The sequence below is a fragment of the Streptococcus oralis genome, from assembly GCF_003943825.1.
GTDB classification, from domain to species: Bacteria; Bacillota; Bacilli; order Lactobacillales; family Streptococcaceae; genus Streptococcus; species Streptococcus oralis_CD.
Map to the genome: position 1 here is coordinate 132,441 of NZ_RJNJ01000001.1, position 20,710 is coordinate 153,150.

Annotated in this window: 15 protein-coding genes; all 15 read left to right on the plus strand. The window is 41.9% G+C overall.

All coding sequences use genetic code 11. The features are described 5' to 3' along the window. The first annotated feature begins 99 nt into the window (after positions 1-99). The 15 genes from D8863_RS00695 to D8863_RS00770 all read left to right on the plus strand — a co-directional run bounded on the left by D8863_RS00695 (position 100) and on the right by D8863_RS00770 (position 20,657). Complete coding sequence (locus tag D8863_RS00695; RefSeq protein WP_125440789.1) at positions 100-7,338, plus strand: YSIRK-type signal peptide-containing protein; 7,239 nt, start codon at positions 100-102, stop codon at positions 7,336-7,338. Between the two features lie 112 nt (positions 7,339-7,450). Beyond that, a complete protein-coding gene (locus D8863_RS00700; RefSeq protein WP_000390701.1) occupies positions 7,451-7,657 on the plus strand; it encodes a hypothetical protein in 207 nt (68 codons plus the stop codon). Next, complete coding sequence (locus D8863_RS00705; RefSeq protein ID WP_000709165.1) at positions 7,654-7,848, plus strand: hypothetical protein; 195 nt, start codon at positions 7,654-7,656, stop codon at positions 7,846-7,848. Before D8863_RS00700 ends, D8863_RS00705 begins: the two co-directional genes overlap by 4 nt. Then, complete coding sequence (locus D8863_RS00710) at positions 7,835-8,710, plus strand: ABC transporter ATP-binding protein (protein ID WP_125440790.1); 876 nt, start codon at positions 7,835-7,837, stop codon at positions 8,708-8,710. Before D8863_RS00705 ends, D8863_RS00710 begins: the two co-directional genes overlap by 14 nt. Before the next feature lie 12 nt (positions 8,711-8,722). Then, on the plus strand, positions 8,723-9,457 hold the full coding sequence (locus D8863_RS00715; RefSeq protein ID WP_000794227.1) for an ABC transporter permease: 735 nt from the start codon (positions 8,723-8,725) through the stop codon (positions 9,455-9,457). A gap of 4 nt (positions 9,458-9,461) precedes the next feature. Next, entirely contained in the window at positions 9,462-10,559 is a 1,098-nt protein-coding gene (locus D8863_RS00720) for a sensor histidine kinase (protein ID WP_125440791.1), read from the plus strand. 1 nt (position 10,560) lies between these two features. After that, on the plus strand, positions 10,561-11,160 hold the full coding sequence (locus D8863_RS00725; RefSeq protein WP_125440792.1) for a response regulator transcription factor: 600 nt from the start codon (positions 10,561-10,563) through the stop codon (positions 11,158-11,160). 319 nt (positions 11,161-11,479) lie between these two features. After that, a complete protein-coding gene (gene rpsL, locus D8863_RS00735; RefSeq protein WP_001142332.1) occupies positions 11,480-11,893 on the plus strand; it encodes a 30S ribosomal protein S12 in 414 nt (137 codons plus the stop codon). A 19-nt stretch (positions 11,894-11,912) separates the two neighbouring features. Continuing rightward, positions 11,913-12,383 (plus strand): 30S ribosomal protein S7, encoded by a 471-nt coding sequence (gene rpsG, locus D8863_RS00740; RefSeq protein ID WP_000087873.1) that lies wholly within the window; start codon positions 11,913-11,915, stop codon positions 12,381-12,383. Positions 12,384-12,661: 278 nt separating this feature from the next. Further along, the gene (fusA, locus tag D8863_RS00745) at positions 12,662-14,743 is read left to right on the plus strand and encodes an elongation factor G (RefSeq protein WP_000090340.1); all 2,082 of its coding nucleotides are present in this window, start codon (positions 12,662-12,664) and stop codon (positions 14,741-14,743) included. Positions 14,744-15,066: 323 nt separating this feature from the next. Beyond that, positions 15,067-16,767, plus strand: coding sequence for an acetolactate synthase large subunit (locus D8863_RS00750; protein WP_049519462.1), 1,701 nt, complete (start codon positions 15,067-15,069; stop codon positions 16,765-16,767). Beyond that, on the plus strand, positions 16,760-17,236 hold the full coding sequence (ilvN, locus tag D8863_RS00755) for an acetolactate synthase small subunit (protein ID WP_001253813.1): 477 nt from the start codon (positions 16,760-16,762) through the stop codon (positions 17,234-17,236). Before D8863_RS00750 ends, ilvN begins: the two co-directional genes overlap by 8 nt. Before the next feature lie 89 nt (positions 17,237-17,325). Next, positions 17,326-18,348 carry a ketol-acid reductoisomerase gene (ilvC, locus tag D8863_RS00760; RefSeq protein WP_000290683.1) on the plus strand — a complete coding sequence of 341 codons (1,023 nt, stop codon included), beginning with the start codon at positions 17,326-17,328 and terminating at the stop codon, positions 18,346-18,348. 79 nt (positions 18,349-18,427) lie between these two features. Beyond that, positions 18,428-19,678, plus strand: coding sequence for a threonine ammonia-lyase IlvA (gene ilvA, locus D8863_RS00765; protein WP_125440793.1), 1,251 nt, complete (start codon positions 18,428-18,430; stop codon positions 19,676-19,678). An 82-nt stretch (positions 19,679-19,760) separates the two neighbouring features. Then, positions 19,761-20,657, plus strand: coding sequence for an SPFH domain-containing protein (locus D8863_RS00770; RefSeq protein ID WP_000479681.1), 897 nt, complete (start codon positions 19,761-19,763; stop codon positions 20,655-20,657). The last annotated feature ends 53 nt before the right edge of the window (positions 20,658-20,710 follow it).

Genomic DNA, 20,710 nt, shown 5'->3' on the forward strand with positions numbered 1-20,710 from the left:
AAATTTATGTAGAAATGAACATTCTATTGGAAATTCTATTTACTATAAGTTATAATGATAAAGCTGTTATGTTAGATTAAGTATGAATATAAAGGAGAAATGATGAAGAAAAAATTTTTTAATCAATCTTTTTCCCGCTTTTCGATTAGAAAGTTAAGTGTTGGGACCTGTTCGGTATTGCTAGGAACTTTTATGGTGATGGCTACTTCACCAGTGCAAGCAGATGAAGCTCAAGTCAACAATAAGGAACAACAAACGCAGGCGGAAATTCAACAGAAGGAAAAAAGTGCTGAGAATGGACAGGAAGTCATTTCTGAGCCTCAAAAAGTGGTAACACAGAACGAAGCGATTAAGGACCGGAAGGATAAAACTGAACCGTCCAAAATAGAAGTATCTGCACCAGTCGCTCAGAGCCAACCAGTTTCTCAAGTTGACAATGCGAAGGAGGAAAGTCAGCCCTCTTTAGATGAGGAGAAAAAGCAATCTCTAGAATCAACTCAAACTGAGCAGAAAAACAAGGAAGAAGGCAGTTCTAGTGGGAAAACTTCTTCAAGACGCAAGAGATCGTTAGATGAAGTCAATGCAGAATTTAAAACTCATTCGCCAATCAAGGATATCCATGCGGTAGATAGTGTTCGTGAATCCTTGACCTTTAGTATTACTGGACACGAAGCAGACTATTCTGGTGGGTATATCAAAATTCATTTCCAAAATGGGAAAGCTATTAAATTGACCCCTTCTCCAGTTGGTGGTGTAAAGTTCAGTCAAGAAAAAACGAATGGGGACCTTGATTTAAAGATAGAACCTACAAATCTGAGAGGTGGGGCAAACTATAACTTCGTCTATACTTTTCAGATAGATCCTTTGACTCCGAACTGGGGAGGTGCTGTCCAAGCCATTGGACCAGACCACAAGGTGACCGCAACTGCTAAGCTCTATGATAAAAATGGCAATGTCCTCAAAGAACTTGGAAGTATTGAACACACATGGAAGGTCTTAGAAAACGGTGTAGGTGGTCTGACACCAATGTCTAACAATCAGGTCATTGGCTACGATCGAAATAATGATGGTATCGTTGACGATGATTCGTCGGTTGTGTCCTACTATCTATTTAACGGTGCGAAAGATCCTAAGAATAATACGGCAAGAAATGATTACTTCAACTATGGAAATGGTGTCTTTGATGGTCGTATGATTAATGGTATGGGTATTAGTGATGTCGGGGGGAATATCATTGATCCTGTCACATCTTATACCTATAATATAGAGTTAAAAGAAGGTTATGAATTGACAGATGAAGCTAAAGCTCTAGGATGGACTGCCGATGCGACGGGTTATCATCTGACGATTAACAGAGCTAACAATCCACTTCAAGATATTAATAACAATAAAAATAAGCTCATTCCAATTTCTTTTAAGTTAAAGAATGCCAAAGTAGCAGATATTAATGGAAAAGCGCAAAAGCTAACTGTGACGGGTATCTATACAAAAGCAGATGGGACTAGTTATCAAAATACGGCCGTTCTTCCTTATGCTCTTTTTGTTCAAAAAACAGATCAGCCAGAGTCTTCTCTCTTTGAATATAGACACTATAACCAGTCTGACTCGGAGATAATTCGTTCTTATGGTGAAACAGAATACCGTTCTAATGTTCGACTTTCATCAGTTGCTGAGGTTGAAAAAGATTATCTTATCAATGACTACACGGTCACCCATAAAATACAGGATTCACGAGAGTCTTATCGAGAAGTAAACGTGATTGAGGAGCGTCAATGGAATGAATTTTTCTCTTCACCGGACGCATCCGTAGAAGTATACAATAAAGCTACAGGTGAGTTATTAGGGACTTTTAATAGTAACACCCGTAGTCTACGATTGACGGAAGAGCAAGATGTGAAGGAGCTGGAGTACAAGTTTAAAAATATCAAGATGAGGAAGTCCTCAACCAATGATACTTCGGCATTTTTTTTCCAGACAAAAACACGTTTTAATAATTGGGAAAGTCTCTATAAAGATTCGACGATTCGTAAGTTGGATTCTAGAACGGATTTCACTTTTAAGAATACTGGAAACACTGTTTCCTTCTCTCAAACGGCTTCAGCCGAATTGACGCGTGTTGTCCAGCAAATTTCAATGATTGGGCGAGCCCGAACAGATGTTTTCAATCGACACACAGATGCTTCTGGTTTTAAAGAAGATTTTATCACAACGACTGCTGGTAGAAATACGCCTACCCAGAATTTCGCAAATTTGACGGGAGTTTACCATTTAGCCTATTTGGCTGATCCACAATTAAACTTTAGTGGAAACCTTAATTTTAAGGTCTATTATAATTACAAAGATACTGGGAAAACTCTCTACTATGCCCAAGTGAAGGGAACCCCAGACTCCTCTATGCCCCAAACGCTTTTGAAGTTGGAAAACAAGACAATTCCAAATGGGACCTATACCTATAAAGCAATTGCTTTCTGGGATGAGGAACTTCCAGATGTTCAAGCTCAGAATGGTTATGACTTGGGGGAACTAGATGGCATTACTATTACTTCGAAAAATTCGACCTCTCATGACTTCAATGTGGTCGTACAGGCGTCTGAAGCGAGTGGTGTCTACTCTGAAGTGAAGAGAGCTACAAATCAGCACTTTGCCTACAATACCCAAGAGCACTATCCTGGTGATGAGATTGATTTCAGAGTGACCTATAAAAACGCAGCGAAACAGCCTGTTTCAGACGTTTATGTTTTATCATCCTTGCCGATGAAAGGTGATAAACAGCTGGAATCCAGAAATCGTGGTTCTCAATTTACAGTGAGTTTGACAAAAGCTCTAACACCACCTTCTGGCTGGGAAGTTCAATATAGTCGTACTGCGGGTACTGCTGCAGAAATTAATGCTTCACAATGGCTCACAGCAGAACAGGTATCGGATTGGTCAGAGATTCGTGCAGTTCGTTGGCATTCGACTGCTCCGGTTGCTGCTGGAAGCAGGGTTCAGTTTCCTATCGATGGAGCAGTTATCGGGCAAGATACTGCCTCAGGTGCTACAGCTTATCTTTCTTCGGCTCTGGCAAATGGTAGTTCCAAGTACACTGAGTCCAATAATGTTTTAATCCAAATGTCCACCAAACTGTCATCTGCAAGTTTCACCTTTGTGGATGTAAATGATCCGTCTAAGGAAGTGCAACTAGGACAGGTAGACACAGTTGTAGGAAAACCAAATGGACCAATTTCTTATGATCCTGCTCGTCGAATTAAGGAATTGGAAGATGCAGGATATGAACTGATTAGTAACGATTTTACAGATCATACCTTTGGTGACTCGGCTAGCCCAAGACAATTCAAGTTTCAGTTTAGACACAAGATTACAGAACTAACCGAAACTGTTCGTGGAACTCGAGAGATTGATTTTGAATATCTCAAAAAAACAAACCATTCTGATTTATCACTCCTTCCTCCAAAACATGTTGAGACTCATTCGTTTACTCGAACGAAGAGAATTGACCAGGTTTTGGCGAAACGGCAACCAAATGATGCGACAGCTGGTGTGACATACTCAGCCTGGTCTGCAGACCAAACTTGGTCTCAAGTGATTTCTCCTGAAATTCCTGGCTATTATCCAAGAGAGGATATTGATGCAAACACAATGTCGGGAGAAGGAGCTCTCGATGAATATTTATTGACCGCGGATGATCCTAGAGATGAAGAGTTGGAAAAAGAATTTACCTGGTATCGGGTGGTGTATTATGTTCCACTTCCAGTTGTCCCTTCAGCAAGTGCAGCGAAATCTAAAGGCCTTCAAGGGCAGAAGCAAGCAGCAACGATTCACTTTGATGTGGATAGAGCAAGCGAGAGCGAGGTTCACTTTACAAAAGGGACAACAACCATTAATGGAGCAAAGAAATCCGTTGAACTAGTCCAAAGCAGTGTCTTTCTTTATGATGAGAATGGGCAAAAGGTAACTTCGCTAACCATTGCCGACCAAGGGACGTACGATTTAGATCTTGTAAATAAAACAATTGTCTTTACTCCACTGAAAACCTTCTATGGTCCGGCAACTCCAGTTCAAGTTGGAGTGGTGGATAAAAATGGAGAGTCGGCTGTAACGACCTATACCCCAGTTGTTGAGAAGGTAACTCCAACTGGTACGGGAGATAAGACAGAGGGACTTCAAGGTCAGGTCCAAGAAGGTAAAGTGACTTTCACCCCAGGTCATGACTTAGTTCCATTCCCAGCTGATTCAACTCCACTATTTGACAATGGTACAGCTGTGAAAGAAGTACCAAATGTCGGTAAGTTCGAAGTGGACGCAGACGGTAAGGTAACCTTTACACCAGACAAACAATTCAAGGGTGAAACACCTGAGCTTGAATTGACTCGAGTGGATGCCAATGGAACTCCTGTTACTGTCAAGTACCAAGCGGTGGTGAAAGAAGTAATCCCAACTTCAACAGACGCCACTTCAAATGGTATCCAAGGTCAACCGCAAAAAGGTACCCCAACCTTCACAGAAGGTAATCCATTGGTTCCAATTGATGATACGAAACCAATGACTTTCGAAGATGGACAGTCAACGAAAACAGTTCCAGGTGTAGGTGTGTATACTATTAACTCAGATGGATCTATTACCTTTACGCCAGAAAAACAATATGTTGGTACACCAGATCCAGTCACAGTGAAACGTGTAGATAAGAATGGCACCCCAGTCACTGCGACCTATACCCCAACAGTGACTAAGGTAACACCAACCAGCACTAACGCAATCAGCACAGGTCCTCAGGGTGTTCCACAAACAGGAACTCCAAGCTTCCAAGGTGGCGACCCACTTGTTCCAATCGATGAAACGGTAGAGCCAACCTTCGCAGATGGAAGCAAAGAGAAGTCTATTCCAGGTCAAGGAACTTACACTATTGCGCCAGATGGAACTGTAACCTTCACTCCAGACAAACAGTTTGTCGGAAACCCAGCTCCAGTCACAGTCAAACGTGTGGATAAGAATGGCACCCCAGTCACTGCGACTTATACCCCAACAGTAACCAAGGTAACACCAATAGGAACTGGTGCAACTAGCACAGGCCCTCAGGGTGTTCCACAAACAGGAACCCCAACCTTCCAAGGTGGCGACCCACTGGTTCCAATTGATGAAACAGTCGAACCAACCTTCGCAGATGGAAGCAAAGAAAAAGTGATTCCTGGTCAAGGAACTTACACGATTGCGCCAGACGGAACGGTAACTTTCACTCCAGACAAACAGTTTGTTGGAAGCCCAGATCCAGTCACAGTGAAACGTGTAGATAAGAACGGCACCCCAGTGACTGCGACTTACAGTCCAGAGTTTACTAAGGTGACTCCAACTGGTACAGGAGATAAGACAGAAGGTCTGCAAGGTCAGGTCCAAGAAGGTAAAGTGACCTTCACTCCAGGCCATGACTCTGTTCCATTCCCAGCTGATTCAACTCCACTATTTGACAATGGTACAACTGTGAAAGAAGTGCCAAATGTTGGTAAGTTTGAAGTGGATGCAGACGGTAAGGTAACCTTCACTCCTGATAAGCAGTTCAAGGGTGAAACACCAGAACTTGAATTGACTCGTGTGGATGCCAACGGAACTCCAGTTACCGTTAAGTACCAAGCGGTGGTGAAAGAAGTAGTTCCAACTTCAACGGACGCCACTTCAAATGGTATCCAAGGTCAACCGCAAAAAGGTACTCCAACCTTCACAGAAGGCAATCCACTGGTTCCAATTGATGATACGAAACCAATGACTTTCGAAGATGGACAGTCAACGAAAACAGTTCCAGGTGTAGGTGAATACAGCATCAATCCAGATGGCTCTATTACCTTTACACCAGAAAAACAATATGTTGGCACACCAGATCCAGTCACAGTCAAACGTGTAGATAAGAACGGCACTCCAGTCACTGCGACCTATATCCCAACAGTGACTAAGGTAACCCCAACCAGCACTAACGCAACCAGCACAGGTCCTCAGGGTGTTCCACAAACAGGAACTCCAAGCTTCCAAGGTGGCGACCCACTGGTTCCAATCGATGAAACAGTTGAACCAACCTTCGAAGATGGCAGCAAAGAGAAGCCTATTCCAGGTCAAGGAACTTACACGATTGCGTCAGACGGTACAGTAACATTCACTCCAGACAAGCAGTTTGTCGGAAGCCCAGATCCAGTCACAGTGAAACGTGTAGATAAGAATGGCACCCCAGTTACTGCAACCTACAGTCCAGAGTTTACAAAAGTGACACCAACTGGTAAAGATACTTCTTCAGTGAACATTAAGGGGCTTGTTCAAACGGGTACGCCAACATTTGAAGGTGGTAATCCGCTTGTTCCAATCGATGAAACAGTGGCAGCAACATTTGAAGATGGATCAACTGAAAAAGTGATTCCAGGTGAAGGAACTTATGCAATCTCACCAGATGGCACAGTCACCTTCACTCCAGAAGCTAATTTTGTAGGAAAAGGAACTGGCGTAACGATTGTCCGTAAGGATAAGAATGGTACCTCAGTTACTGCGACTTATCGTCCAACAGTTGTAGATCCGTCTACTGGTCATGACACGGCTTCTACAGGAGCAAAAGGTCAACCACAAGTGGCAACACCAGTGTTTGAAGGACATATCGATTCGACTGTTCCACCAACATTTGAGGATGGTAGCACGACTATGGTTGTTCCAGGTGAAGGAAGCTATACAATTGATAAAGATGGTGAGATTACCTTTACTCCAGAACCAGACTTTGTTGGTATAGCTAAAGGATTGGTTGTGAAACGTTTGGATGTGTATGGAAATGTAGTTACTGCTCGCTACACACCAACTGTCCTTGGACAAACACAAGTGAGTGATGCGACATCAGAAGGTCTTAAAGGTCAAACTCAGACGGGTAAACCAAACTTTACAGGTGATGTCGATCTGACAGTTCCGCCAACCTTTGAAGATGGAACAACTGAAAAAGTCGTTCCAGGTGAAGGAACTTATGTAATCTCACCAGATGGCACCGTCACCTTTATCCCTGAGGCAGACTTTGTAGGACAAGCCAAAGGTGTGAAAGTGATCCGTAAAGATCGCAATGGAAATATCATTTCAGGATTCTATACTCCAACCGTAGTAGAACTTCCAGAGCAAGTGAAGCCGTCTGATAAAAAAGAACTTTCAGTACCTGATTCGAAACCAGATCAATTGACTCAAAACATCTCTGTAGAAAAAAATCAACTTCCAAATACAGGAAGTCAAGAAGATGGTTTGAAAAATCTAGGAATTCTGACAGCCCTAGCAGGTGTCATGACGCTTGGATTGCTAGGTAAAAAGAAACGAAACGATGAATCAGACTAATCATTTTAAGAACCGAGAAATCGGTTCTTTTTTTTTATGACATTTGTCATATTTCCTAGTGACAGAAGCATCTAGCTTCGCTAACTTCAAAGGACTATAATTGAAGTATGAAATGGAGGAAGAAGAAATGAAAAATAAAATGATTGTCGCAGTGAGTTTAGTAGCAGCAGGAGTTATGACCTATCTCATGTTTTCAGGATTGGACGAGGGTTTCTATCATTTTCCTTGGGAGCTCTTTGCTGGATTTGGAATGATGTCTTGGCTTGTCAGAGAAGGTTTGAAATTAGTCAGAGATGTGAAAAAGGAGTTTGAGGAATGAAAAAAGCAATCATCTATTTCTTTATCGGCCTGTCACTCTTGGTATGGTTAGTGGAAATGTTTACTGGTTGGTTTGACCAAACCTTGCTTCGCCAATTTATTCGTGGTGCTTGGGGTTTTGGATTTATGATTTTCGTTGTTTTCCCTATGGGAATGAAGTGGTTGAAAGGAGAATCTCATGACTGTGATTAAAGTTGAGAAATTGAGTAAGAAAATAAAAGACAAGGAGATCTTGCGGAACATCTCTTTTGAAATCCATCATGGTGAATGTGTCGCCTTGATTGGGCCTAACGGAGCAGGAAAAACAACCTTGATTGATTGCCTCTTGGGCGACAAGTTCGTGAGCTCAGGTCAGGTCGCTATTCAAGGATTTGCGCCAACAGATCCTCGATTAAAGCAGCTTATTTCTATCTTGCCTCAAGAAAATACGGTGGTTCAAGACTTGAAAGTGAAAGAACTCTTATCCTTCTTTCAATCAATCTATCCAAACAGTCTCTCCAATCAAGAAATTGATGACTTGCTGAGGTTTTCGGACAAACAGAAAAATCAGCTAGCGGGCAAGCTATCTGGTGGGCAAAAACGTTTGTTCTCTTTCGTGTTGGCACTAATAGGTCGTCCGAAAATTCTATTTTTAGACGAACCAACTGCTGCCATGGATACCTCGACACGTCAGCATTTTTGGGAAATTGTCAATCAGTTAAAGAAAAATGGTGTGACCATTGTTTATTCTTCTCACTATATCGAAGAGGTGGAGCATACGGCCGATCGCATCTTGGTCCTCCACAAGGGTGAATTGATCCGTGATACGACACCTTATGCCATGCGTGGTGAAGAACGAGAAAAACACTTTACGATACCTCTAACTTATCAGGATTTTGTCAGCTCTCTGACTATGGTTCAAGGGCTTGAAATCAAGCAAAATGCTCTTTCCTTCACAACCAAAGAAGCCAGCCAGGTATGGGAAGCCTTGCAAGAACAGGGCTGCATGATCGAAGAAATTGAAGTTCGCAATCGAACTCTCTTAGACAGTATCTTCGAAACGACTCAAGACTAAAGGAGATTGACGATGAAAAATATGACAAGTCTCATGAAAGTGGAAATCATTCTGATGAAACGGCAAGCCGTCTACTACTTGCTATCCATCGGACTTCCAAGTGTGTTTTACCTTATCTTTTCTGGTATGATGTCAGGGTCAGATATTCCAGAAATTGCTCTTCAAGCCTATCTTTTTGCCATGACGCTCTTTAGTATCATGTCAAGTGCTTTTTTCAGTATCCCAAGCACACTCGAGTCTGATAAGACAAACAACTGGCAAAAATTGATTCAACATTCTCCCGTATCTATGGTAGAATATTATGTATCAAAACTGTTCAGTACCCTACTGACTTTCTTGTTATCAATTACAGTTGTCTTTTCAGTTGGTCATTTTGTCCGTGGAGTGACTCTGCCTTGGCTTGACTGGATGGTAATTGGTGCTATTTTGCTGATCGGAAGCGTGGTCTTTATCAGCATGGGGGTCTTGGTGAGCTTGCTACCCAGTGCTCAACTGATGACGGTTGTTGGAAATATTGCCTATATTGCTTTGGCTGTTCTAGGTGGACTGTGGTTCCCCTTGGATTCCTTCCCAGAATGGCTCCAATCCATTGGAAAGCTGACTCCAACCTATCAACTGATGCAGGTCGTCTCTACTTATTTGGAACACCATGAATTTAATATTCTTTCTGCCTTGGTTGTGCTAGGCTATACAGTTTTCTTTGGTGTACTGGTAATCCAGCTGAAAAAAAGGATTGAGGTAAAATAAATCTATGTTGGAAAAATTTAAAAACATTCATTATATGTTTCATATTTCAATTGTGTTTATCATCTTTCCTATAGCGGGTGTCATCGTTGGAGATTACCCGCTTTTAACCTTGCTATGGACCCTACTATTTGTACTTGCCTTCTATTCGGTTTTAATCAGTCAGAATCGCACCGTGCAGTGGCTAGCATGGTGGTCCATGCTTGTCTACATTTTTTATACATCTGTTTGGCTAAGTTCAGGTTTCACATGGTTTATCTTTTATTTATCCAATCTCCTTATTTATGAGCTGGATGAGATTTCTTTTCACTCTTGGCGTTTTGTCAGTTTTATTGTCCTGCAACCATTTATTCTGACCGGAATCTATATGGTCAATCATGTTAGTCCCTGGCAGCTACTCTTTTTCTTGGTGACCTTTATCTTTTCCGATGCAATGACCTTTGGTCTTTATCGAATTCGATTGTCGGAGGACATAAAAGAAGAAAAGATGAAACAAAATGCCAAGCTCAATCTTTTCTTGGCTGAAAACGAACGCAGTCGTATCGGTCAGGATCTCCATGACAGCCTAGGTCATACCTTTGCCATGTTGAGTGTGAAGACGGACCTTGCCCTCCAGCTTCTTCAAATGCAGGCCTATCCTCAAGTGGAAAAAGAATTAAAAGAAATTCATCAAATCAGTAAAGAATCCATGAATGAAGTCCGTACAATTATCGAAAATCTTAAAACCAGAACCCTTGCTTCCGAATTTACGACTGTCAAAAAAATGCTAGAAATTGCAGGAATTGAGACAGAAATCAATCACCAACTAGATACAGCTAGCCTAACTCAGGAATTAGAATCAACGGCCTCCATGATTTTACTTGAGTTAGTGACCAACATCATCAAACATGCCAAAGCATCGAAAGCTTACTTGAAATTAGAACGAACTGAGAAAGAACTCGTTCTAACAGTGAGGGATGATGGATGTGGCTTTGCTTCACTAAAAGGAGATGAACTCCATACCGTTCGAGACCGTGTCCTTCCTTTTTCAGGAGAAGTAACAGTGATCAGTCAGAAACAGCCGACTGAAGTGCAGGTTCGGCTACCTTATAAGGAGAGAAACTAAGATGAAACTACTTGTTGCAGAAGATCAAAGTATGTTGCGAGATGCCATGTGCCAGTTGCTTACCTTTCAACCAGATGTAGAGTCTGTACTACAAGCCAAGGATGGCCAAGAAGCAATCCAACTCTTAGAAAAGGAGCCCGTAGATATCGCCATTCTTGACGTAGAAATGCCTGTTAAGACAGGCCTCGAAGTCTTGGAGTGGATACGAGCAGAAAAGTTAGAAACAAAGGTGGTTGTGGTGACGACCTTCAAGCGCCCTGGCTATTTTGAACGTGCGGTCAAGGCTGGAGTGGATGCTTATGTCTTAAAAGAAAGAAGCATTGCAGACCTCATGCAAACCTTGCACACTGTTCTTGAAGGACGTAAGGAATATTCGCCTGAATTGATGGAAGTGGTGATGACGCACCCCAATCCGTTAACAGAGCAAGAAATCGCTGTTTTAAAGGGAATTGCTCAGGGTTTGTCTAATCAAGAAATCGCAGATCAGCTTTATCTATCAAATGGAACCGTCCGAAACTATGTTACCAATATTCTTTCGAAACTAGATGCTGGTAATCGAACAGAGGCAGCCAACATTGCAACAGAATCTGGTTGGCTTTGATAAGAAGGGTTAAAAAATTCCGAAACAATAGCTTGGGTTGAAAGAAATCCATACTAAAATGTAGGAGGCAAATTGCCTCCTTTTCTGGTTTAGAAAAGCGGTGAAAGCTAGTGTCAAAGAGTTAAAAGATCAGAATAAAAATGAAAAATATCTTGACAATGAAGGAAAAATTGTGTTACAATAATAGACGGTACTTTTTACTTTTGGTCTCTCAAAAGTGTACAGGGACGTGCTGACAAATGTTGCAAAAGTACACACAGATGGTAGCTGTCACCAAGTGTATCATCACCAAAAATAAAAAAAACACAGGAGAATGTAGATGCCTACAATTAACCAATTGGTTCGCAAACCGCGTAAATCAAAAGTAGAAAAATCTAAATCACCAGCTTTGAACGTTGGTTACAACAGTCATAAAAAAGTTCAAACAAACGTTTCTTCACCACAAAAACGTGGTGTTGCAACTCGTGTGGGAACAATGACACCTAAAAAACCTAACTCTGCCCTTCGTAAATTCGCTCGTGTACGTTTGAGCAACCTTATCGAAGTTACTGCCTACATCCCAGGTATCGGACACAACTTGCAAGAGCACAGCGTGGTGCTTCTTCGTGGTGGACGTGTAAAAGACCTTCCAGGGGTACGTTACCATATCGTCCGTGGTGCACTTGATACTGCAGGTGTTAACGATCGTAAACAAGGCCGTTCTAAATACGGTACTAAACGTCCAAAAGCATAAGGAGAGGGGATAAAGAGAAATGAGTCGTAAAAATAGAGCTCCAAAACGTGACGTATTGCCAGATCCGCTTTACAATTCACAACTAGTTACTCGTCTTATCAACCGCGTTATGCTTGATGGTAAACGTGGTACAGCTGCTTCAATCGTTTACGGTGCTTTTGAGCAAATCAAAGAAGCTACTGGTAACGATGCACTTGAAGTATTTGAAACAGCTATGGAAAACATCATGCCTGTACTTGAAGTACGTGCACGTCGTGTTGGTGGATCTAACTACCAAGTCCCAGTTGAAGTTCGTCCAGAACGTCGTACAACACTTGGACTTCGTTGGTTGGTAACCATCGCTCGCCTTCGTGGTGAACACACAATGCAAGATCGTCTTGCAAAAGAAATCTTGGATGCTGCGAACAACACTGGTGCAGCAGTTAAGAAACGTGAAGACACTCACCGTATGGCTGAAGCTAACCGTGCCTTCGCACACTTCCGTTGGTAATAAGATGATACTAAGAGCGGCAAAGGCCCAAGGCAAAAATAGGAAACTGATGCAGTGTTCCGTGAACACAAAGCAGTTTATCTTTTTTGCACCGGGCCTCGCTCGAGTTCAACTCAGTTAACTTGAGCTTTTAGCCTGAGTTCAATTCAACTTGTCTACAAGTTGAAACCAACAAAAACAAGATAAACATTGAGAACGGGTAGGTCCTGCCTATCCGTTTTTATTAAAATCGTGTTATAATAGAATAGAAATTAAAATAAATAGGAGAAACAAACCTCATGGCACGCGAATTTTCACTTGAAAAAACTCGTAATATCGGTATCATGGCTCACGTCGATGCCGGTAAAACAACAACTACTGAGCGTATTCTTTACTACACTGGTAAAATCCACAAAATCGGTGAAACTCACGAAGGTGCGTCACAAATGGACTGGATGGAGCAAGAGCAAGAACGTGGTATCACAATCACATCTGCTGCGACAACAGCTCAATGGAACAACCACCGCGTAAACATCATCGACACACCAGGACACGTGGACTTCACAATCGAAGTACAACGTTCTCTTCGTGTATTGGACGGTGCGGTTACTGTTCTTGACTCACAATCAGGTGTTGAGCCTCAAACTGAAACAGTTTGGCGTCAAGCAACTGAATACGGAGTTCCACGTATCGTATTTGCCAACAAAATGGACAAAATCGGTGCTGACTTCCTTTACTCTGTAAGCACACTTCACGACCGTCTTCAAGCAAACGCACACCCAATCCAATTGCCAATCGGTGCTGAAGATGACTTCCGTGGTATCATCGACTTGATCAAGATGAAAGCTGAAATCTATACTAACGACCTTGGTACAGATATCCTTGAAGAAGATATTCCAGCTGAATACCTTGACCAAGCTCAAGAATACCGAGAAAAATTGGTTGAAGCAGTCGCTGAAACTGATGAAGACTTGATGATGAAATACCTTGAAGGTGAAGAAATCACTAACGAAGAATTGAAAGTTGCTATCCGTAAAGCAACTATCAACGTTGAATTCTTCCCAGTATTGTGTGGTTCTGCCTTCAAGAACAAGGGTGTTCAATTGATGCTTGATGCGGTTATCGACTACCTTCCAAGCCCACTTGATATCCCAGCGATCAAAGGTATCAACCCAGATACAGACGAAGAAGAAACTCGTCCAGCATCTGACGAAGAGCCATTCGCAGCTCTTGCCTTCAAGATTGCAACAGACCCATTTGTAGGTCGTTTGACATTCTTCCGTGTATACTCAGGTGTTCTTCAATCAGGTTCTTACGTAATGAACACTTCTAAAGGCAAACGTGAACGTATCGGACGTCTTGTGCAATTGCATGCCAATAGTCGTCAAGAAATCGAAACCGTTTATGCTGGTGATATTGCAGCTGCTATTGGTTTGAAGGATACAACTACTGGTGATTCATTGACAGATGAAAAAGCTAAAATCATCCTTGAGTCAATCCACGTTCCAGAACCAGTTATCCAGTTGATGGTTGAGCCAAAATCTAAAGCTGACCAAGACAAGATGGGTATCGCCCTTCAAAAATTGGCTGAAGAAGATCCAACATTCCGCGTTGAAACAAACGTTGAAACTGGTGAAACAGTTATCTCTGGTATGGGTGAACTTCACCTTGACGTCCTTGTTGACCGTATGCGTCGTGAGTTCAAAGTTGAAGCGAACGTAGGTGCTCCTCAAGTATCTTACCGTGAAACATTCCGCGCTTCTACTCAAGCACGTGGATTCTTCAAACGTCAGTCTGGTGGTAAAGGTCAATTCGGTGATGTATGGATTGAGTTTAGTCCAAACGAAGAAGGTAAAGGATTCGAATTCGAAAACGCAATCGTCGGTGGTGTGGTTCCTCGTGAATTTATCCCAGCGGTTGAAAAAGGTTTGGTAGAATCTATGGCTAACGGTGTTCTTGCAGGTTACCCAATGGTTGACGTTAAAGCTAAGCTTTACGATGGTTCATACCACGATGTCGACTCATCTGAAACTGCCTTCAAGATCGCGGCTTCACTTGCCCTTAAAGAAGCTGCTAAATCAGCACAACCAGCTATCCTTGAGCCAATGATGCTTGTAACCATCACTGTTCCAGAAGAAAACCTTGGTGATGTTATGGGTCACGTAACTGCTCGTCGTGGACGTGTAGATGGTATGGAAGCTCACGGTAACAGCCAAATCGTTCGTGCTTATGTTCCGCTTGCTGAAATGTTTGGTTACGCAACTGTTCTTCGTTCAGCATCTCAAGGACGTGGTACTTTCATGATGGTATTTGACCACTACGAAGATGTACCTAAGTCAGTACAAGAAGAAATCATTAAGAAAAACAAAGGTGAAGACTAATCAGTCCTCACTCTAGAAGGAAGTCACTTAGTGGCTTCCTTTTTTTGTCTTTAACTATTCATTTTTGCTGAATATAGTATACAAATTTGGTCGTTAAGTGAGAAAAATACTAATTCTACCAAGAAAGAAAATATTCTAATTTGATAAATTAAAATAAATAAAGGTTCCTAATTCCGTAGATAACTTAATAAAAATAAGGAAATGATTCATAAATACACTTTTAGATAGAAAATTCAGAAAATTGACTCTTTTGCCTTGAAAATTTTTGAAAAAATGGTATGATAGTAACAAGCTATTTTTTTAAGAGAAGAGAAAGGGGAACAATGGAGAAAATCAGTTTAGAATCTCCTAAGACGGGGTCGGACCTAGTTTTGGAAACACTTCGGGACTTAGGGATTGATACCATTTTTGGTTATCCTGGTGGTGCGGTCTTACCTTTGTATGATGCGATATACAATTTTAAAGGTATTCGCCACATCTTGGGACGCCATGAGCAAGGTTGTTTGCACGAAGCTGAAGGATATGCCAAATCAACTGGAAAGTTGGGCGTTGCCGTCGTCACGAGTGGGCCGGGAGCAACAAATGCCATTACAGGGATTGCAGATGCCATGAGCGATAGCGTTCCCCTTTTGGTCTTTACAGGTCAGGTTGCGCGAGCTGGGATTGGGAAGGATGCCTTTCAGGAGGCGGATATCGTAGGTATTACCATGCCCATTACCAAGTACAATTACCAAGTTCGTGAGACAGCAGATATTCCTCGTATCATTACGGAAGCTGTCCATATCGCAACGACAGGTCGTCCAGGTCCAGTTGTGATTGACTTGCCCAAGGATGTATCAGCCCTAGAGACAGATTTCATCTATTCGCCGGAGGTGAATTTACCAAGTTACCAACCGACACTTGATCCAAATGACATGCAAATCAAGAAAATCTTGAAGCAATTGTCAAAAGCCAAGAAACCTGTTTTGTTAGCAGGGGGCGGTATCAGCTATGCAGAAGCTTCTAAGGAGCTCAATGAATTTGCTGAACGTTACCAAATTCCAGTAGTCACTAGTCTTTTGGGGCAAGGAACCATTGCAACGAGTCATCCGCTCTTCCTAGGGATGGGAGGCATGCACGGTTCTTTCGCAGCCAACATTGCAATGACGGAAGCGGACTTTATGATTAGTATTGGTTGCCGTTTCGATGACCGCTTGACTGGGAACCCTAAGACCTTCGCGAAGAATGCTAAGGTTGCTCATATCGACATTGACCCAGCTGAGATTGGTAAGATTATCAGTGCAGATATTCCTGTAGTGGGGGATGCTAAGAAAGCCTTGCAGATGCTACTGGCAGAACCAACTGTTCATAACAATACTGAAAAGTGGATTGAAAAAGTCACCAAGGACAAGAATCGAGTTCGTTCTTATGATAAGAAAGAACGTGTGGTTCAACCTCAGGCCGTTATTGAACGCATCGGTGAGTTGACGCATGGTGATGCCATTGTCGTAACTGACGTAGGGCAGCACCAAATGTGGACAGCTCAGTATTATCCTTACCAAAATGAGCGTCAGTTAGTCACTTCAGGTGGTTTGGGTACCATGGGATTCGGAGTTCCTGCAGCTATCGGAGCCAAGATTGCCAATCCAGAAAAAGAGGTCATCCTTTTTGTTGGTGATGGTGGCTTCCAAATGACCAACCAAGAACTAGCTATCCTAAACATCTACAAGGTGCCGATTAAGGTTGTCATGTTGAATAACCATTCACTAGGAATGGTTCGTCAGTGGCAGGAATCCTTCTATGAGGGTAGAACTTCCGAGTCAGTCTTTGATACCCTTCCTGACTTCCAGTTGATGGCACAGGCCTACGGCATCAAAAACTATAAATTTGATAATCCAGAGACGATAGAGAAGGATCTAGAAGTCATTCTGGAGGATGTGCCGATGTTTATCGAGGTGGATATTTCTCGTAAGGAACAGGTCTTACCGATGGTACCAGCTGGTAAGAGCAATCATGAGATGTTGGGGGTGAAGTTCCATGCGTAGAATGTTAACAGCTAGATTGCAAAACCGTTCAGGAGTTTTGAATCGTTTTACAGGTGTCCTTTCTCGTCGTCAAGTCAATATTGAGAGTATCTCGGTTGGTGCGACAGAGAATCCCAATGTATCTCGTATCACCATCATTATTGATGTAGCATCTCATGATGAAGTAGAGCAAATCATTAAACAGCTCAATCGTCAGATTGATGTGATTCGCATCCGAGATATCACAGATAAACCGCACTTGGAAAGAGAAGTTATCTTGGTAAAAGTATCTGCTCCTGCTGAGAAGCGTGCAGAAATCTTGGCCATTATCCAACCTTTCCGTGCAACGGTAGTAGATGTGGCTCCAAGCTCAATCACCATCCAGATGACGGGAAATGCTGAGAAGAGTGAAGCTTTATTACGAGTGATTCGACCATATGGTATTAAAAATATCGCTCGTACGGGTGCAACTGGATTTACCCGCGACTAATACTCTTTGATTTTCAATGAGTATAAAATCCAGCATAAATTTGTTTAACCAGCCTATAAGGCAATAAAAATAGAAAAGAGAGAAAAACTATGGCAGTTCAAATGGAATACGAAAAAGATGTTAAAGTAGCAGCGCTTGACGGTAAAAAAATCGCCGTAATCGGTTATGGTTCACAAGGACATGCGCATGCGCAAAACTTGCGTGATTCAGGTCGTGATGTCATCATCGGTGTGCGTCCAGGTAAATCTTTTGACAAAGCAAAAGAAGACGGATTTGACACTTACACAGTAGCAGAAGCTACTAAATTGGCTGACGTTATCATGATTTTGGCACCAGACGAAATCCAACAAGAATTGTACGAAGCAGAAATCGCTCCAAACTTGGAAGCTGGAAATGCAGTTGGATTCGCTCATGGTTTCAATATCCACTTTGAATTTATCAAAGTTCCTGCAGATGTAGATGTCTTCATGTGTGCTCCTAAAGGACCAGGACACTTGGTACGTCGTACTTACGAAGAAGGATTTGGTGTGCCAGCTCTTTACGCAGTTTACCAAGATGCTACAGGAAATGCTAAAAACATTGCTATGGACTGGTGTAAAGGTGTTGGGGCAGCTCGTGTTGGTTTGCTTGAAACAACTTACAAAGAAGAAACTGAAGAAGATCTCTTTGGTGAACAAGCCGTACTTTGTGGTGGTTTGACTGCCCTTATCGAAGCAGGTTTTGAAGTCTTGACAGAAGCAGGCTATGCCCCAGAATTGGCTTACTTTGAAGTTCTTCATGAAATGAAATTGATCGTTGACTTAATCTATGAAGGTGGATTCAAGAAAATGCGTCAATCTATCTCAAACACTGCTGAATACGGTGACTATGTATCAGGTCCACGTGTGATTACTGAGCAAGTTAAAGAAAACATGAAAGCTGTTTTGGCAGATATCCAAAATGGTAAATTTGCAAATGACTTTGTAAATGACTACAAGGCTGGTCGTCCAAAATTAACTGCTTACCGTGAACAAGCAGCTAACCTTGAAATTGAAAAAGTTGGTGCAGAATTGCGTAAAGCAATGCCTTTCGTTGGTAAAAACGACGACGACGCATTCAAAATCTACAATTAATTCTTGTAAAGAGAGACAGAAGGCGAGTTGGGGGTACCTAACTCGTTTTTTATCTTGAAAAGTATTTGAGGAGGAGACAATGCTAAGTGCAAAAGATGTGGTGAAAGCCCACAAAGTTTTGAGTGGTGTAGTAGTTGATACACCACTAGAATATGATCATTATTTATCAGAAAAATACCAAGCAAAGATTTATCTCAAAAAGGAGAATGCGCAACGAGTTCGCTCTTTTAAAATTCGTGGAGCCTATTATGCCATTTCTCAGCTATCAAAAGAAGAACGTGAGCGTGGTGTAGTCTGTGCCTCTGCGGGAAATCATGCCCAAGGTGTCGCCTATACTTGTAATGAGATGAAGATTCCTGCAACGATCTTTATGCCCATCACAACACCGCAACAAAAGATTGGGCAGGTTCGCTTTTTCGGTGGAGAGTTTGTGACAATCAAGTTGGTTGGGGATACCTTTGATGCTTCTGCTAAGGCAGCACAAGAATTTACACTGACAGAAAACCGCACCTTCATTGATCCTTTTGATGATGCGCATGTTCAGGCTGGTCAAGGAACAGTAGCTTATGAGATTCTTGAAGAAGCCCGTAAAGAGTCTATTGATTTTGATACAGTACTTGTACCAGTAGGCGGTGGCGGATTGATTGCCGGTGTTTCAACTTATATTAAGGAAACCAACCCGACTATTGAAGTGTTTGGGGTAGAAGCCAATGGAGCCCGCTCTATGAAAGCTGCCTTTGAGGCTGGGGGACCAGTTAAACTCAAAGAAATTGATAAGTTTGCTGATGGGATAGCTGTACAGAAAGTTGGACAGTTGACCTACGAAGCGACCCGTAAGAATGTTGAAACGCTGATTGGGGTGGACGAGGGATTGATTTCTGAAACCTTGATTGATCTTTATTCCAAGCAAGGAATTGTAGCGGAACCAGCAGGGGCTGCTAGTGTTGCAGCCTTGGAAGTTTTATCAGACTATATCAAAGGCAAGACGATTTGTTGTATTATTTCTGGAGGAAATAACGATATCAACCGTATGCCAGAGATGGAAGAACGTGCCTTGATATACGATGGAATCAAGCATTACTTTGTAGTGAATTTCCCACAGCGCCCAGGAGCTCTCCGAGAGTTTGTAAATGACATTTTGGGGCCAAATGATGACATCACTCGTTTTGAATACATCAAACGAGCAAGCAAGGGGACGGGCCCTGTATTGATTGGGGTAGCCCTTGCCAATAAGCATGATTATGCTGGATTGATTCATCGAATGGAAAAGTTTGACCCATCTTATATTAATTTGAATGGGAACGAAACGTTGTATAATATGTTAGTTTAAGCTAAAATAAAATTATTATCATATTATTTGCGTAATGGTAATGATGGTGCTATAATGAGGGTGACGAAAGGGGGAGATTCCCATGTTTTTACAAATTTTACTTGTTTTATTGTTTTTAGTGGTGATTGCATCAGTAATTATGGTTAGTTCTGTGTATGTGGTTCGACAACAATCTGTCGCTATCATAGAACGCTTTGGTAAATACCAAAAGTTGAGCAATAGTGGTATTCATTTACGAGCTCCTTTTGGAATTGATAGGATTGCGGCAAGAGTTCAACTACGCTTGTTGCAAAGTGAGATTGTTGTAGAGACAAAGACGCAAGATAATGTATTTGTAACGATGAATGTGGCAACTCAGTATCGAGTAAATGAAAACAATGTCACAGATGCTTATTATAAATTGATGCGTCCAGAAGCCCAGATTAAATCCTATATTGAAGATGCTTTGCGTTCATCTGTACCGAAGCTAACCCTAGATGAGTTGTTTGAGAAGAAGGATGAAATCGCCTTAGAAGTTCAAAAACAAGTGGCTGAAGAAATGTCTACGTATGGGTATATCATTGTCAAAACGCTGATTACTAAGGTTGAACCTGATGCTGAAGTAAAACAATCAATGAATGAAATTAACGCGGCTCAACGTAAGAGAGTTGCGGCGCAAGAGCTTGCTGAAGCAGATAAGATTAAAATCGTGACCGCAGCAGAAGCAGAAGCAGAAAAAGATCGCCTACATGGTGTAGGGATTGCAGAGCAGCGTAAAGCAATTGTTGACGGACTAGCTGATTCTATCCAAGAGTTAAAGGGAGCCAATGTTGAGCTAACTGAAGAACAAATCATGTCTATCCTATTAACGAACCAGTATTTAGATACGTTGAATAATTTTGCAGATAAAGAGGGTAATAATACAATCTTCCTACCAGCAAATCCTAATGGAGTTGAGGACATAAGAACTCATATATTATCGGCTTTAAAAGCCAAATAAAAATATGCAGAATAATATAGTTATGACGTATATATGTTTTTTTATTGACAAAC

Excerpts from the sequence above, each read along its gene's own strand:
- D8863_RS00695 (WP_125440789.1), top strand. The coding sequence starts at position 100 with ATGATGAAGAAAAAATTTTTTAATCAATCTTTTTCCCGCTTTTCGATT.
- D8863_RS00700 (WP_000390701.1), top strand. The coding sequence starts at position 7,451 with ATGGAGGAAGAAGAAATGAAAAATAAAATGATTGTCGCAGTGAGTTTA.
- D8863_RS00705 (WP_000709165.1), top strand. The coding sequence starts at position 7,654 with ATGAAAAAAGCAATCATCTATTTCTTTATCGGCCTGTCACTCTTGGTA.
- D8863_RS00710 (WP_125440790.1), top strand. The coding sequence starts at position 7,835 with ATGACTGTGATTAAAGTTGAGAAATTGAGTAAGAAAATAAAAGACAAG.
- D8863_RS00715 (WP_000794227.1), top strand. The coding sequence starts at position 8,723 with ATGAAAAATATGACAAGTCTCATGAAAGTGGAAATCATTCTGATGAAA.
- D8863_RS00720 (WP_125440791.1), top strand. The coding sequence starts at position 9,462 with ATGTTGGAAAAATTTAAAAACATTCATTATATGTTTCATATTTCAATT.
- D8863_RS00725 (WP_125440792.1), top strand. The coding sequence starts at position 10,561 with ATGAAACTACTTGTTGCAGAAGATCAAAGTATGTTGCGAGATGCCATG.
- rpsL (WP_001142332.1), top strand. The coding sequence starts at position 11,480 with ATGCCTACAATTAACCAATTGGTTCGCAAACCGCGTAAATCAAAAGTA.
- rpsG (WP_000087873.1), top strand. The coding sequence starts at position 11,913 with ATGAGTCGTAAAAATAGAGCTCCAAAACGTGACGTATTGCCAGATCCG.
- fusA (WP_000090340.1), top strand. The coding sequence starts at position 12,662 with ATGGCACGCGAATTTTCACTTGAAAAAACTCGTAATATCGGTATCATG.
- D8863_RS00750 (WP_049519462.1), top strand. The coding sequence starts at position 15,067 with ATGGAGAAAATCAGTTTAGAATCTCCTAAGACGGGGTCGGACCTAGTT.
- ilvN (WP_001253813.1), top strand. The coding sequence starts at position 16,760 with ATGCGTAGAATGTTAACAGCTAGATTGCAAAACCGTTCAGGAGTTTTG.
- ilvC (WP_000290683.1), top strand. The coding sequence starts at position 17,326 with ATGGCAGTTCAAATGGAATACGAAAAAGATGTTAAAGTAGCAGCGCTT.
- ilvA (WP_125440793.1), top strand. The coding sequence starts at position 18,428 with ATGCTAAGTGCAAAAGATGTGGTGAAAGCCCACAAAGTTTTGAGTGGT.
- D8863_RS00770 (WP_000479681.1), top strand. The coding sequence starts at position 19,761 with ATGTTTTTACAAATTTTACTTGTTTTATTGTTTTTAGTGGTGATTGCA.